At 72.8% G+C, this 15,059-nt stretch carries 11 protein-coding genes and 2 pseudogenes; 9 read left to right on the forward strand and 4 right to left on the reverse strand.

The window, feature by feature from the left end; translation table 11 throughout:
- Positions 1–51 precede the first annotated feature (51 nt).
- Positions 52–3,618, reverse strand: a complete 3,567-nt coding sequence (locus ACIRD3_RS19925; protein ID WP_402218155.1) for a hydantoinase B/oxoprolinase family protein — start codon at positions 3,616–3,618, stop codon at positions 52–54.
- A 129-nt stretch (positions 3,619–3,747) separates the two neighbouring features.
- On the opposite strand from ACIRD3_RS19925, the gene ACIRD3_RS19930 reads away from it, so the two are divergent.
- Entirely contained in the window at positions 3,748–4,902 is a 1,155-nt protein-coding gene (locus ACIRD3_RS19930; protein WP_402218158.1) for an NAD(P) transhydrogenase subunit alpha, read from the forward strand.
- A 4-nt stretch (positions 4,903–4,906) separates the two neighbouring features.
- On the opposite strand, the gene ACIRD3_RS19935 is transcribed toward ACIRD3_RS19930, so the two are convergent.
- Positions 4,907–5,533: a hypothetical protein gene (locus ACIRD3_RS19935; RefSeq protein WP_402218160.1), complete on the reverse strand. Its 627-nt coding sequence runs from the start codon at positions 5,531–5,533 to the stop codon at positions 4,907–4,909.
- A 274-nt stretch (positions 5,534–5,807) separates the two neighbouring features.
- Between ACIRD3_RS19935 and ACIRD3_RS19940 the strand changes: the two genes are divergently transcribed.
- The 4 genes and pseudogenes from ACIRD3_RS19940 to ACIRD3_RS19955 all read left to right on the forward strand — a co-directional run bounded on the left by ACIRD3_RS19940 (position 5,808) and on the right by ACIRD3_RS19955 (position 9,081).
- The gene (locus ACIRD3_RS19940) at positions 5,808–6,188 is read left to right on the forward strand and encodes an STAS domain-containing protein (protein WP_402218162.1); all 381 of its coding nucleotides are present in this window, start codon (positions 5,808–5,810) and stop codon (positions 6,186–6,188) included.
- A 68-nt stretch (positions 6,189–6,256) separates the two neighbouring features.
- On the forward strand, positions 6,257–6,688 hold the full coding sequence (locus ACIRD3_RS19945; protein ID WP_402218164.1) for a hypothetical protein: 432 nt from the start codon (positions 6,257–6,259) through the stop codon (positions 6,686–6,688).
- A 93-nt stretch (positions 6,689–6,781) separates the two neighbouring features.
- Positions 6,782–7,118: pseudogene (locus ACIRD3_RS19950) on the forward strand (carboxymuconolactone decarboxylase).
- Between the two features lie 409 nt (positions 7,119–7,527).
- Positions 7,528–9,081 (forward strand): Na+/H+ antiporter, encoded by a 1,554-nt coding sequence (locus tag ACIRD3_RS19955; protein WP_402218165.1) that lies wholly within the window; start codon positions 7,528–7,530, stop codon positions 9,079–9,081.
- Between the two features lie 186 nt (positions 9,082–9,267).
- Here ACIRD3_RS19955 and ACIRD3_RS19960 read toward each other — a convergent pair whose 3' ends face one another.
- Positions 9,268–9,456 (reverse strand): hypothetical protein, encoded by a 189-nt coding sequence (locus tag ACIRD3_RS19960; RefSeq protein ID WP_402218167.1) that lies wholly within the window; start codon positions 9,454–9,456, stop codon positions 9,268–9,270.
- Between the two features lie 523 nt (positions 9,457–9,979).
- On the opposite strand from ACIRD3_RS19960, the gene ACIRD3_RS19965 reads away from it, so the two are divergent.
- The 4 genes and pseudogenes from ACIRD3_RS19965 to ACIRD3_RS19980 form a co-directional block, all read left to right on the forward strand.
- Complete coding sequence (locus tag ACIRD3_RS19965; protein ID WP_402218170.1) at positions 9,980–10,147, forward strand: hypothetical protein; 168 nt, start codon at positions 9,980–9,982, stop codon at positions 10,145–10,147.
- Positions 10,148–10,265: 118 nt separating this feature from the next.
- Positions 10,266–10,988, forward strand: a complete 723-nt coding sequence (locus ACIRD3_RS19970) for an ABC transporter ATP-binding protein (RefSeq protein WP_402218172.1) — start codon at positions 10,266–10,268, stop codon at positions 10,986–10,988.
- A 3-nt stretch (positions 10,989–10,991) separates the two neighbouring features.
- Complete coding sequence (locus ACIRD3_RS19975; protein WP_402218175.1) at positions 10,992–13,925, forward strand: ABC transporter permease; 2,934 nt, start codon at positions 10,992–10,994, stop codon at positions 13,923–13,925.
- Between the two features lie 76 nt (positions 13,926–14,001).
- Positions 14,002–14,094, forward strand: a pseudogene (locus ACIRD3_RS19980) (hypothetical protein); the annotation flags it as partial.
- Between the two features lie 182 nt (positions 14,095–14,276).
- Here the strand turns inward: ACIRD3_RS19980 and pflA are convergent.
- Entirely contained in the window at positions 14,277–15,059 is a 783-nt protein-coding gene (pflA, locus tag ACIRD3_RS19985; RefSeq protein WP_402218178.1) for a pyruvate formate-lyase-activating protein, read from the reverse strand.

The following is a 15,059-nucleotide window of genomic DNA, read 5'->3' on the forward strand; positions in this document are numbered from 1 at the left end:
CGACCGGCCTCCTCGCCGGGGTCGGTCCGCGCTTCGATGGTCGGGCCGTGCCTACGGGGTGCCGTAGCCGCCGCCGCCCGGGGTGCGGATCTCGAGGGTGTCCCCGGCCGCCACTTCGGTGCTGCCACAGCCGGGCAGGTCGTCGACGGTGCCGTCGGCACGCAGGACGCGGTTGGTGCCGAGGGCGCCGGGGGAGCCGCCGTCGAGGCCGTAGGGCGGGACGCGACGATGGCCGGTGAGCAGGCTGATGGTCATCGGCTCGCGGAAACGCAGTCGGCGCAGCACGCCGTTGCCGCCGTGCCGGCGGCCCGCGCCGCCGCTTTCGGGGCGGACGGCGAACTCCTCGACGAGGACGGGGAGGCGCCACTCCAGGACCTCGGGGTCGGTGAGGCGGGAGTTGGTCATGTGGGTCTGGACCGCGTCCGCGCCGTCGAAGTCCGGGCCCGCGCCCGAGCCGGAGGCGATGGTCTCGTAGTACTGGTGCTCGGCGTTGCCGAACGTGAGGTTGTTCATCGTGCCGGAGCCTTCGGCCTGGACGCCGAGTGCCGCGTAGAGCGCTCCGACGATGGCCTGCGAGGTCTCGACGTTGCCGGCGGCGACGGCGGCGGGGTACTCCGGTGCCAGCATCGAGCCGGGTGGAACGACGATCCGCAGCGGCCGGAGGCAGCCGTCGTTGAGCGGGATGTCGTCGTCGACGAGGGTGCGGAAGACGTACAGGACCGCGGCCGTGACGACCGCGGACGGAGCGTTGAAGTTGCCGCCGAGCTGGGGGGAGGTGCCGGTGAAGTCGATGGTGGCGCTGCGGTCCCGGCGGTTCACGCGGACTGCCACGGCGATGACGGCGCCGGAGTCGGTCTCGTAGCGGTAGGCGCCGTCGGACAGTCCTGCGACGGCCCGGCGGACGGCTTGCTCGGCGTTGTCCTGGACGTGCCGCATGTACGCCTGGACGACGTCGAGGCCGAAGTGGTCGATCATGGCGCGGACCTCGTCGACGCCCTTGCGGTTGGCGGCGATCTGGGCGCGCAGGTCGGCGAGATTGGTTTCGGGGGAGCGGGACGGGTGCCGCGCCCCGGTGAGCAGCCGCACGGTCTCCGCCTCGCGCAGCCGCCCGTCCACCACCAGTGGCCAGGTGTCGAACAGTACGCCCTCCTCGTGGATCTCGTGGCTGTCGGCGGGCATCGAGCCGGGGGCGCTGCCGCCGATCTCGGCGTGGTGGCCGCGGGAGGCGACGAAGAACAGGAGTTCACTGCCGGTCGGGTCGAAGACGGGGGTGACGACGGTGATGTCGGGCAGGTGGGTGCCGCCGTGGTAGGGGTCGTTGACGGCATAGGTGTCCCCCGGGCGCAACCGCGGGCCGCGGCGACGGAGCACCTCCTTCACGGTCGTGCCCATCGATCCGAGGTGGACGGGGATGTGCGGGGCGTTGGCGACGAGGTTGCCCTCGGGGTCGAAGAGCGCGCAGGAGAAGTCCAGCCGCTCCTTGATGTTGACCGACTGGGCGGTGGACTCCAGCCGGGCACCCATCTGCTGGGCGATCGCCACGAAGAGGTTGTTGAAGACCTCCAGCAACACGGGGTCGGCGGTGGTGCTGACGGACTCCTCGGCCGCCGCCCTGATCCGCTCGACGAGGAGGTGCCCCGCGGTGGTGGCGGTCGCCTCCCAGCCGTCGTCCACGACGGTGGTGGCGTTGGCCTCGGCGATCACGGCCGGACCGGTCAGGGTTTCGCCCGGTCTCATCGACTCGCGCTCCAGCAGCGGGACCCGGCGCCACTCGCCGCCGGTGTGGAGCGCCACGGTGACGGGTTCCCCCGGGTGCCCCGGGCCCGGGGAGAGTGCGTCGAACTCAGGCTGCTCGGTGAGGCCGGTGCCTTCGACGGCGAGGGCCTCGATCACCAGCGGGCGGTCCATCAGGAAGGAGTAGGTGGCCCGGTGCCGCTCCTCGAACTCGGTCCGCATGGCCGCCGGTTCGTCCAGTGGAACACCGATGGCGGTGTCGGTGCCCTGGTAGCGCAGTCGGGCCCGGTGGGCCAGCCGGATCCGTTCCCGTGCAACACCCTGGTCGAGCAGCTCGCCGGTGGCGGCCTGCGCCAGCTCGTCGGCGAGTGCCCGTACGGCCCCCATCTCCTGCTCCACGAGCAGCCGTTCCACGGCCCGCTCCCGCAGGACGGTGGTGTCGGCCAGGCCGATTCCGAGGGCGGACAGCACCCCGGCCATCGGTGGGACCAGCACGGTGCGGATCCCGAGTGCCTCGGCCACCGGGCAGGCGACCTGGCCGCCGGCGCCGCCGAAGGTGGTGAGCGCGTAGCGGGTGACGTCGTGTCCCCGCTGGACCGAGATGCGTTTGATCGCGTTGGCGATGTTGCCGACCGCGATCCGCACGAAACCCTCGGCGGTCTCCTCCGCCGTTCGGTCGCCGATCTCCTGGGCCAGCTCGCCGAACAGACGTTCCGTCAGGTTCCGGTCGAGCGGCTGGTCGCCGTTCGGGCCGAAGACGCTCGGGAAGTGCTCGGCCTGGATGCGGCCGAGCAGCAGGTTGGCGTCGGTGACCGTCAACGGTCCGCCCTTGCGGTAGCAGGCGGGGCCGGGATCGGCGCCGGCCGAGTCCGGTCCGACCCGCAGGCGCTCGCCTTCGAAGCGCAGGACCGATCCACCGCCCGCCGCCACGGTGTGGATCGCGAGCATCGGCGCACTCAGCCGTACACCGGCCACCTGGGTGGTCACCACCCGCTCGTACTCGCCCGCGTAGTGCGAGACGTCCGTGGAGGTGCCGCCCATGTCGAAACCGATCACCCGTCGGTGGCCGGCGAGCTCTGACATCCGCACCATGCCGACGATGCCGCCGGCCGGTCCGGAGAGGACGGCGTCCTTGCCCCGGAAGTGCCCGGCTGCGGCCAGCCCGCCGTTGGACTGCATGAACATCAGCCGGACGCCCGCCAGTTCGTCCGACACCTGCCGCACGTAGCGGCGCAGGCCGGGGTCGAGATAGGCGTCGACCACGGTGGTGTCCCCCCGCGGCACCAGCTTCATCAGGGGGCTCACCTCGCTGGACAAGGACACCTGGTCGAAGCCGAGTCGCTCGGCGAGCCGCCCGATCTCGCGTTCGTGAGCGGGGTGCAGGTAGCTGTGCAGGCACGCGACCGCGACCGAGCGGATGCCGTCTCGCAGGCAGTCACCCAGGTCGTCGGCGAGCCGGTCGAGGTCGGGCGGGCGCAGCACCTCGCCATCCGCGGCGATCCGCTCGTCCACCTCGACGACCCGGGCGTACAAGGGGTCGGACAGGATGATCTCGCGCGCGAAGATCTGCGGTCGGTTCTGGTAGCCGATCCGCAGGGCGTCCGCGAATCCGCGGGTCGTGCAGAGCGCGGTGGGTTCACCGGTGCGCTCCAGCAGCGCGTTGGTGGCCACCGTGGTGCCCATCCGAATCGATTCGATGTCCGTGGCGAGATCCGCGTCGGGCGGCAGCAGGGCCCGGATGCCCGCCACCGCGGGATCACGGTAGCGGGCCGGGTCGTGCGAGAGCAGCTTGTGGGTGAGCAGCCGTCCGTCCGGCGTCAGCGCGACCACGTCGGTGAAGGTGCCACCCCGGTCCACCCAGAACTGCCAGCCCCTGGAGGCCATGACCGGTTCCCTCCGCCGTGGCGCGTTCCCCGCCGCGCGCGAGTGGCCCTTCCGCACGAGTATCCGGCCGGGAGAACCATCGGGGCAAACGGACCATACTGGGCTGAAGGCGGACCCCTGGAGGCAGCGATGACGGCGACGACTGTGGGGGTGTTGCGGGAGGCGGCGCCCGGCGAACGCCGAGTGGCCCTCGTGCCCGACCTGGTGCCGGCCGTGGCCCGCCTCGCCACGACGGTCCTGGTCGAAGCCGGTGCGGGCGCTCCGGCGGGTCACCACGACGCCGACTACCGTGCCGCCGGCGCCGCCGTGGCAGGGCGCGCCGAGGTGCTGCGGCGCGCGGACGTGCTGCTCGGCGTCCACCCGCCGCGGGCGGACCCCGACCGCGAGCTGCACCCCGGCCAGATCCTGGCCGCGCTGGTGCGGCCGGAGCGGATCCCGTACCTGGTGCGGAAGTGGGCGGACCGGGGCGTCACGGCGATCGGGCTCGACCTCACACCCGACCTGCCCGTCGCGTACCCCCTGGACGCGGAGGCCTCCCAGGCCAGGGTGGCCGGATACCGAGCCGTGCTCCTCGCAGCCGCCCGGCTGGACCGCTGCCTCCCGCCCTGGGGCGCGGCGGGCCGGCTGTTCGAACCGGTCCGGGTGCTCGTGGTAGGTGCGGGACCGGCAGGCCTGCAAGCGATCGACACGGCCCGCCGACTCGGTGCGCCGGTCGACGTGGTCGAGCCGCGGCGCAGGGAGCGCGCGGCAGCCACGGCGCTGGGGGCCGACCTGCTGGATCTGCGAGGGCCGGTACCGGCAGCGGACGATCGGGAGCCGTGGAAGGACGCCGGCAAGGAGCGTTCCGCGTGGACGGTGGGGCTCGCCGAGGCCGTCGCGTGCCACGACGTGGTGGTGACGGCCCTCACCGCACCGGGAAGGATGCCGCCGGTTCTGCTCCCCATGGCGGTGGTGGCGCGGATGCGTCCGGGATCGGTGCTGGTGGACCTGGCCGCCGGCGCGGAGAGCGGCAACGTGGAGGGAGCCGTGTCGGGGAGCACGACGACGCTCGGAGACGGGGTCACGCTGATCGGGGGCGGGGAGCTCGCGGCGCAGGCTCCGGAGACCGCCTCCCGTGCGTACGCCCACAACGTGCTGGCCCTGCTCGAACGACTCGCACGCGCGGGCCCGCTCGCGGGAGACCCCGTACTCGGCCCGATGCTGGTGACGCACCGTGGCGCCGTGCGGCACGGGCCCACCGGTCGGCTGCTGATGGAGGCGACCGCCTTCGCCGGACTCCCGTAGCGGGTCAGGCTCCGGCGCGTGAGAGCAGCACGGCGTGCCGGGCGATCGCCCCGGCCCGGTCGGCGCACTCCTGGTAGCAGCACGCCAGCACGACCGTGTCGGCGATGTCGACCGGGTCGGCCTCCCGCCCGGACGGCACTTCCTCCCGCAGCAGGAGTTCGTACAGCAGCCGCTGTCGTTGTCCGACCTCGTGCAGTGAGGTCAACACGTCGGCGACGCCCTCGGGCTCCCCGGACTCCAGGACGTCGGCCGCCCGTTCGACCAGGTCCAGAGCGGTGGTCGCCAGCCCGTGAAGCGGTGCCCGCAGCCGCTCGTCGAACGGCTCCCGCTCCTGGCGTGCCCACGCCGCCGCCAGCAGCCGCTCGGCCAGCCGCCCGAGCGCCTCCACCTCGCAGCCCACGTGGACACCCACGACGACACCGGCCCTTCCGCCCGGTGTGTCGGCGGCATCCTCCTCGATCCGGGCCGACAGTTCGGCCAGCGCCTTCTCCGCAGCCGGGATCCCGTCCGCTCCGTTCGCCGCTTCCGTCAACACGGCCGTCGTGCCGAGCAGGGCGGTGTGCGCGAGTCTCACCAGCCCGGCGAGCTCCCTGATCAGGGCGCCCTGCCCGCCGGCCTCGCCGTCCGACATGCCGCTCACTCCCCTTCTGCGCTCCCTCGACCAGTCTCCCGCCATCGTCGGTGGCACGCCCGGGCCGGGCGCCCGCGAGGTCATGCCCGCGTCGAGCGCCGGCCGCCGCCGGTCGTGACGGTGGCGGGAGAAGGACGGCGCGCGCCCCGATTGAGCCGTACGGCCCAGGACCGTGGTCTGTACGGCCCATGGCCGGCCGGTCAGGCCGTCCTACGGTGAATGCAGGGGCTTTCCGGTCCGGATCCCCCTCGGAACGACATCTCGGATGGTCGTTATGCGAGCCGACGACCCACTGCACACCACCACCGGGCTGCGCGACGGCACCGCCGTGGTGTCACTGGAAGGCGAACTCGACGTGACCACCGTGGAGCCGGTCGTCAACGCCGTGGCCTGGGCGTTGCGGGATCGCCCGCAGCAGTTGGACCTCGACGTCACGGACCTCGACTTCTGCGATGCCGCCGGACTCCGCGCCCTTCTCCGGGCCCGCAGGATGGCGAACGTCCACCACGTCGACTTCCGTCTCGTGGGGGCCGGGCCGAAGCTCTGCCACCTCCTCACAGTTCTCCGGGCCACCTTCCTTCTCCCTTCGTCGCTCCCGGTATCGCAGGTGCCGGGCCGGAACACGGTGGAGGGCATCGTGCCGATGTCCTCCTGAGTCACCGGTCGCCCTTCTCGTCGCCCGGCGCCGACCGCGACGCGGCGGTCCGCAAAGGAGTCCACGACATGACCAGTAGCGCCACCTCAGTCAGCCCCACCGCACGCACCACCGAGCCCCGGCGCTTCGCAGCCGGGTGGACCGTGTTCGCCGCGATCATGCTGTGCGTCGGCGGCATCATGGCGATATTCCAGGGGATCTCCGCCATCGCCAAGGACGGCTTGATCGTCGTCACCCGTGACTACACCTACGCGATGAACACCGCCGGATGGGGATGGATCCACCTGATCCTCGGGTGCGTGATCGTTCTCGCGGGCGTCGCTCTCTTCAGCGGCGCCGTCTGGGCCCGCATCACCGGCGTCATCGTCGCAGGGCTGGGAATGATCGCCAACTTCGTGTGGCTTCCCCACTACCCGTTCTGGGCGATCGTCCTGATCGCGATCGACGCCTTCGTCATCTGGGCTCTGTGCGCAGGTACGACCAGAGAGGTCCGGCACTGACCCGACCGCGTCGGCCCGGCCCTCCTTCCGTGCACCTCCCCCTCCTCCTCTGCAGACACCTACCGACCGAACGACCCTTGGAGATGGTCGAACATGGCAATCGCATCCGAGACCCCAGTCCTGGACACCCTCACGGCCATGACCGTCGATTCGATCGAACGCTGTGGTCTGGCCCCCCGATACGCTCATCCTCACCCGGATCGCGGCGCTCGCGGCCATGGACGCACCGGCTCTCTCGTACCTCGCGCACTTCGAGTCGGCGATGAGTGAGCATCTGACGGCGCAACAGCTGCAGGACGTGCTGGTCGCCATCGCACCGATCGTCGGCACCGCACGAGTGATGTCCGCCGCGACCCACCTCACGGAGGCGCTCGGTGTCGCCATCGCCGTGGCCGAGGTCGACACGGCCGAGAGCCGAGCCGCGATGTAGCACCGGCGCGCCGGGGCCGCTCCTGGCGCCTCACCGACCTCACCGGACCACACGGTTGCCGACCGCATGGTGACGGGCCCCACCCTCACCGCCTCCGGTCGCCACCGCCGTGGTCCGGCATCGCCTGTCGTAGCGGACGCCGACGTCACCGAAAGCCGTCGTGAGCTCACCGCCGCCGCCCACGGCCACCGCGGTGCGGCGCCGGGAGTGACCGGCGGCGCGAACAGGGAGAGTCACGCCCCGTCCACACCGCTCACGCTCTGATGCCCTGTTCTTTCCGCCCTGCCACCCGCTGCTAATGCTCCGATAAGATGACCACAGGTGTGCCGGGAAGCCTGGTCGGCGCGGGGGATGACTGCCGCATTCGGCGGCGGTGACCCCCGATCTTGCGATGGGGTCCTTTCCGCCGATGCACGTTGTGGCGATCGTTCTCGTCCTGGTGGTCCTGGCCACGACCGTGGCCACCTTCGCCGGGCGCCTGCGGGTGCCCGCGCCGTCGCTGCTGGTCCTGGCGGGCATCGGAGTGGCGCTGATACCCGGTGTCCCCGCCCTTCACATCCCCCCGCAGATCATCGGCACGGTGGTGCTCCCGCCGCTGCTGTACGCCTCCGCCGAGGAGCTGTCGCTGCGTGACCTCCGCACGGTCTGGCGGCCGGTGACGATCCTCTCCTTCGGCCTGGTCTTCGCCTCCGCCGCCGCCGTCGGCGTCGTGGCCGTCGCCGTCGCCGGGCTGCCGCCCGCGATGGCCTTCGTCCTGGGGGCCGTCCTGTCCAGCACCGACCCGGTGGCCGTCACCGCGCTCGGTCGCCGACTGGCCTTGCCCGGGCGACTCCAGGTGCTGGTGCAGGCGGAGAGCCTGTTCAACGACGCGACCTCGCTCGTCCTGTTCAAGGTCGCCGTCGGCATCGCGGTGGCCGCCGGCGCCTCGGTGAGCGTGCCGGCGGCGGCCGGGGAGTTCCTGCTGCTGGGCGGGGGCGGCAGCCTGGTCGGCGCCGCCGTCGCCGGCCTCGTGTGGCTGGTGCGCCGCCGCACCACGGACCCGGTGCTGGAGACGGTGATCGCCCTGGTCACCCCGTACGCGGCGTACGTGCTCGCCGAGTCCGCGCACACCTCCGGCGTCACCTCGGTCGTGGTCGCCGGCGTGCTGCTCGGGCGCTCCGGCCACCGGCTCACCGACGCCCACATCCGGCTGCAGCTGCACGCCGTGTACGCGGTGGTGGTCTTCCTGCTGGAGAGCGTCGTCTTCTCCATCGTCGGCCTCGAACTGCCGACCCTGGTGCGGGACCTGCCCCCGGGCACCGGCTGGTGGCCGCTGCAGGCGCTCGTGCTGGCCGCCGTCCTGATCGCGGTGCGGGTCCTCTCCACCCTCCCGCTCACCCGCGCCGTCAAGCCCAGCCAGGGCCGCGGCCGGCTCTCCTGGCGGGTCGCCGGGGTGGTCACCTGGGCCGGCACCCGCGGCGTCATGCCCCTCGCCGCGGCGCTCTCCATCCCCCTGCTCGCCGACGACGGCACCCAGCTCACCGGACGGCCCCTCGTCCTGGTCCTCACCACCGCCGTCGTCGTGTTCACCCTCGTCGTCCAGGGCCTCACCCTCGCCGCCGTGGTCAACCGCTCCGGCCTCGCCCTGGAACCCGAACACACCGCCCGCGAGGAGGACGACACCCGCGACGCCCTCAACCGCGCCGCCCTCCACCACGTCGAGAACCTCGCCGAACTGGAGGCCGTCCCCGACACCGCCCTCGACCGCGTACGCCGCGCCCTCACCGCCCGCCTCGACCGCACCCCCGAGACCCCCGACGGCACCACCGCCGACGCCGCCTACCGCCAGCTGCGCCGCGAGGTCATCGCCGTCCAGAGCACCGAACTGCACCGCCTCTACGACGAGCACCGCATCAGCGACACCACCCGCCGCCGCGTCCAGCACGACCTCGACCGGGAGGAAGCGGCCCTCGGCGCCCCGTGACACCGCCGGGGTCGAGCCGGCATCCAGGGAGGCCGACCTGACCAGCCGCAGGCTGCCCACCCTGCGGCGGCTCACCCCCTACAGCTCGCTGCTCACGGCAGGCGTCGTCCTCACCGTCGGCCTCGGCCTCACCCTCCGCGGGCTCCCGGGCGTGCACGGCCTGTGAGCCACCAGGCCGCTCACACATCAGCGGCCCAGGCCTGCGAGAACCGCCCGTGCCGCGTTCTCGCCCGAGGTGGCCGCGTCGGCGAGCGAGGGCATGGCGAGCTGGTAGTCGCCGGCCGGGTGGACCGGTCCCCACGGGTTGCGCAGGGTGGGCAGCGACTCGCGGCGGCGTGGCGCCCAGAACGGCACCACGCGGCGGTGGCGTCGCACGATGCCGTCCGAGCCTCCCCCCGAGCCGGGGGTAGACCGAGAGGAGGCGCGATCGCCACCGCCAGCGCGGGAGCGCCGCCGTAGGGGCAGCCTCCGGCGCTCCGCTTCGTCGGCGGCCCAGACCGCTGCCATCGGGCCCGGATGAGCCGCGTCCACGCCGAACACGATCGGACGACGCTCGCCGGCTTCTGCTGGCATGGCTTCCTCCACCGGTCGGGACGGGAGGCCTCAGCCAGCCTCACTCGCACCGTACGGTCGCCGGCCGGGTACGGACAGCGCCGAGCGGCCCGGGGCACAGGGCCGTGCGGCCCGGGGCACAGGGCCGGATGGTCCCCGCCCCGGCTGGGCACGTGGGTCCTCGAACAGGGGCCCCGGGCCCCTCGGCGCAGCAACGGTGCGCGGCGCACGGTGGTGGTGCAAGCGGAGGACACGGGCAGGCGCTGCGCGACGACCACGTCGAGCTGTCCCGCTACCGCGCGAACGGACACGGGCGAGCGGCGATCCCCTGCGAGGAGTGATCACGATGACCGACCCGGCGGTCGAATGGCCCGACACCCGCGGGCGGCTGCGCGACCCGGCCGGAGGAACCGGTCACGTCCAGCTGGTGATGCGGCTCGGCTACGGCCCGCCCGGGGCACCGACGCCCCGTCGAGGAGGTCCTCGACCTGAGCGGATATCAGGAGAGGCGTGATGAGGCATCAGCCAGTCACTGAGGTGATGACCCGCGAGGTCGTCCGGGTCGCGCCCGACACGGGGTTCCGGGAGATCGTCGCCCGCCCGGCCGACTCGGTGTGGAGGAGGTGAGCCCGGTGACCGAGACCGAGAGCGGGCCGCGCCCGCTGCTGGCGGCCACAGGGGTACGCAAGGTGTACCGCACGGGGTCGGTCGAGGTGACGGCGCTGCGCGATCTCGACCTGACCGTGGAGCGGGGCGAGCTCGTCGGGGTGATGGGCCCCTCCGGGTCGGGGAAGACCACCCTGCTCAACTGCCTCTCGGGCTTGGACGACATCGACGCCGGCCGGGTCGAGGTCGACGGCCGCGACCTCTTCGCCATGTCGGACGCCGAGCGGACCGAGCACCGGGCCCGTTCCATGGGCTTCGTCTTCCAGGCGTTCAACCTGATCCCCGTCTTCTCGGCCGCGGAGAACGTCGAACTGCCACTGCTGCTCACCGGTACACCGCCCCGCGAGGCCCGCGTCCGTGCCGAGGCGATGCTGGAGCGGGTCGGCCTGGGCCGTCGTGTCGCCCACCGGCCCAGCGAGCTGTCCGGCGGTGAGCAGCAGCGCGTCACCATCGCCCGTGCCCTGGTCGCCCGCCCGGCCGTGGTCTGGGCCGACGAGCCCACCGGGAACCTCGACAGCGCCATGGCGGACCAGGTGATGGAACTGCTCCACTCGCTCAACCGCGACGAGGGCCAGACCATCGTCCTGGTCACGCACGACGAGGCGATCGGGCGGCGGCTGCCCCGGCTGGTACGGATGCGCGACGGCCGCCTGGTGGCCGACACCCTCCAGGCCGTTCCGGCGGGCTGAGCCGTGTACCCGAACCTTCTCCTCCCGCTGCTCGGTCTGCTGGCCGTAGCCCTGCTGGCGCTGCTGCTGGTCGCCGTGCGCCAGCCGGTGGTACGGCGTCTGGCGCTGCGCCAGGTCGCCCGGCGTCGTACGGAGGCCGCTCTGGTGATCACGGGCTCCATGTTGGGCACTGCGATCATCGTCGGCGCCCTGGTCGTCGGTGACACCCTCGACTTCTCGGTGCGCCAGGAGGCTTACCGGACCCTCGGACCGGTGGACGAGCGGATCGTCAGCACTGACGCCTCCGCCGGTCAGGCCGTCGCCGCCCGGCTGCAGCCGCTCGCCACCGACCCGAAGATCGACGGAGTACTGAGCGGGGAGGTCGCCCAGGCTGCAGCCGCGAGTACCGGCGGCGGTCGACCGGCGGCCGAACCGCGCGTACTGGCCTGGCAGTTGGACCTGAGCACGGCGGGCCGCTTCGGCGCGGCCGGCGGTGACTCCGGGCTGCACGGACCGACCCCGCCACCCGGGCAGGTGGTGCTGAACGAGCCGCTCGCGCACGCACTGCGGGTCGGCAGCGGCCAGCTGATCACCGTCTACCTCTACGGGCATCCGACGGACTACACCGTGGCACGGGTCGTCCCGCAGGAGGGCCTGGCGGGCACCGGCCTCGGTGGCCGGGTCAACCGCAACGTCTTCCTGCCGCCCGGCGCGCTGGACAGCGCCGCGCGGGCAGCAGGCGTGCAGCCGCAGTCGGTGACCCTGGTGTCCAATCGTGGCGGCGTCGAGTCGGGCGAGGAACTCACCGACACCGTGACCTCGGACATCCGTACCGCGCTCGGCGCCGACGCGAGCCGGGCGGCCGTCGACACCCCCAAGCACACCGTGCTCGAGGCGGCCAAGAAGACCGGCGACACGCTCGGTGCGCTGTTCCTGATGATCGGCAGCTTCAGCATCATCGCCGGCGCCCTGCTCCTGGTGAACATCTTCGTGATGCTCGGCGAGGAGCGGAAGCCCCAACTGGGCATGCTCCGCGCAGTCGGACTCAAGCGCTCCCGCCTGATCGGCTCCTTCACCCTGGAGGGCATGCTCTACGCGCTGGCCGCCGCAGTGCCCGGGGTGGCGATCGGCATCGGCGTCGGCTGGGCCGTCGCCCTGGTCGCCGCCCAGATCTTCCGCAGCTGGTCGACGAGCGGCAGCGGGCTGGACATCGTCTTCTCCGTCACCCCGACCAGCCTGCTCAACGGCGCGGCCCTCGGTCTGCTGATCGCCCTCGCCGCCATCGCCGCCACCAGCACCAGGATCAGCCGCTTCAACGTGATCGCCGCGATCCGTGACCTGCCCGCCGGCGCCGGGCGCAGGCCCCGTCGCCGACTGGTCGCCGTCACCGGCACGCTCAGCGTCCTCTTCGCTCTTGCGGCGATCCCGGCGATCGCCCGGAGCCAGGCCGAGCAGACCTACCTCCTGCCCGCCCTCGCGATCGGATCGGCCGTCCCCGCCGCGCGGCGGGTGCTCCCGCGGCGCCTCGTCGACAGCCTGGCGGCCGGACTGGTGCTGACCTGGACGCTGGCCGCGAGCGTGATCCGCCCGCGGATCTTCGACACGCCGTCGATGGCGGTCTACGTCCTCATCGGCACCCTCGCCGCCTTCTCCGGCGTCGTCCTGGTCAGCGAGAACCAGCAGCTGCTGCTCCGCCCGCTGAGACGGCTCATGAACCGGCCCACCCAGCAGGGCCTGGCCACCCGCCTCGCCGCGGCCTATCCGTTGGCCAAGCGGTTCCGCACCGGCTCGACCCTGGTGATGTACACCCTGATCGTCCTCGTCCTGGTACTGCTCACCCAGATCACCGGCATCATGAACGCCGGCATCGACCGGTCCGTGGCGGACGCGACCGCCGGGTACACCCTGCGCGTGGACTACAACCCGCAGGCGGGCCAGGACCCGCTGGCCGATCTGCGCGGCCCGTCCCACAGTGGACAGATCGCCGCCGTCGCGCCGCTGCTCAACGCGCGTGGCCAGTCCACCGACCCCGGCCACCGCACGGCGCAGCCGTTGGAGACCGCGGTCGTCGGCATCCCCGACGGCGCCGCCACCGGGATCGCCTTCCGTGACCGGCTCCCCGGGCTGGCGAATGACAAGGCGGTCTGGGACGCCCTCGCCGACCACCCCGACTACGTCGTCCTCGACGGCTTCTTCGGCGCCACCGGCGGCCCCGCAGGCAAGTTCTACGCCCCCGGCGACACCCTCACCCTCACCGACCCGCTCACCGGACGCGCCGAGCAGAAGACCATCGCGGGCGTCCTCAACAGCGGCCTCGCCTTCTACCCCGGCAACGGCACCAGCGCCACCGTCTACCCGCTGATCGAGAGCGCGCCGAGCGCGGCCGCGCAGTTCGGCCCCCAGGCGCAGACGGCCAGTGCCCTGGTGCGCACCGCACCCGGCGCCTCGCCGGACGCCCTGGCGTCCCGGCTGCAGGGCGGCCACCTTTCCGCGAGCCTGGTGGCCACCCCGATCGCCACCGACGTCCACCGCCTGTTCGCCGCCAACACGGCGTTCTTCCGGCTGATGCAGGGCTTCCTGGCCCTCGGCCTGCTGATCGGCATCACCGGCCTCGGCGTGGTGATGGTCCGGGCCGTCCGCGAGCGGCGGCGCACCATCGGCGTACTGCGGGCCCTGGGCTGCCAGGCCCGGACGGTCGAGCGGTCGTTCCTCTGGGAGAGCGGATTCGTCGCGCTGGAGGGGACGCTTCTGGGGACCCTGCTCGGTGTGCTCACCACCTGGCTGATGTACCAGAAGAGCTCCGCCTTCGCCGGTCTGAACGGCGGCTTCCCGATCGAGTGGGGCGCCATCGGACTGCTCGCCGCCGTCACCATCGCCGCCTCCCTGCTGGCCGCCCTCGGACCCGCCCGCCACGCCGCGCGGATCAGACCCGCACTGGCCGTGCGTCTCCCGGACTGACCGGCTGGCGGCCGGAGGTGCCGAGTGGGACGCGGGCCGTCGGAAAGGACTCCGGCTCGGGCTGACGGCCGCCGATCTGGCCCGGCCGGTACGGGAGTACTCGCGCGGGATGAAGCAGAAGCTCGGCCTGGTGCAGGCCCTGCAGCACGATCCCGAACTGGTGGTCCTGGACGAGCCCACCGAGGGCCTGGACCCGCTGGTCCAGGAGGTCTTCTCCGCGCTGCTGGCGGAGGCGGCACACGCGGGCGGCTCGGCCGCACCGGACGCGCTCAAGGCCTTCTCCGGATCGACAGGGGATGTCTCCCTCGCCAGCTACCCCGGGCTGCTGGGGGCCGGCCTGGTGCACCCCCTTCAGACGGCGTGCAGCCCGTGGGCGGCGAACACCGCGCGGACGGCGGCCACCTGGTCAGGGGTCGGTGCCGGCGTGTCGGCGAGGGTGAACTCCCGGCCGAGAGCCCGCCATTTGGCAGCGCCGAGCTTGTGGAAGGGCAGGACGTCGACCCGGGTGACGTTGCCGAGCGAGGCGGTGAACGCGGCGATGCCCTCGATGTTGACGGCGAGGTCGGTGAGCCCCGGGACGAGGACGAAGCGGACCCAGGTCTCCGTGCCGAGGCCGGCCAGCCGGTGGGCGAAGTCCAGGGTGGGGGCGAGCCGTCGCCCGGTCAGGTGACGGTAGAGGGCGCGGTCCCAGGACTTGATGTCGAGCAGGACGAGGTCGGTGTCGGCGAGCAGTGCGTCGGTGGCGCGGGTGCCGAGGAAGCCGGAGGTGTCCAGGGCGGTGTGGAGGCCGAGTTCGTGCTTGAAGCGGTGCAGCAGCTCACCGGTGAGATCCGGCTGGAGCAGCGGCTCGCCACCGCTGATCGTGGCCCCGCCGCCGGAGGCGCGGATGAACCCGGTGTACGTGGCCGCTTCCTGGACGATCTCGTCGGCCGTCGTGCGCCGGCCGTCGCGCAGGTGCCAGGTGTCGGGGTTGTGGCAGTAGAGGCAGCGCAGCGGGCAGCCGGCGAGGAAGGCGACGAAGCGCGTGCCCGGGCCGTCGACGCCGGTGGACAGGTCCCAGGAGTGCAGTCGGCCGTTCACCGGGCAGGGCGGAGGTGGAGCGGCGTCGGCGGGGGCGGCGGCGGTTCCTGTCAT

It is taken from the genome of Kitasatospora sp. NPDC093550 (assembly GCF_044764985.1).
Classification (GTDB): Bacteria; Actinomycetota; Actinomycetes; order Streptomycetales; family Streptomycetaceae; genus Kitasatospora.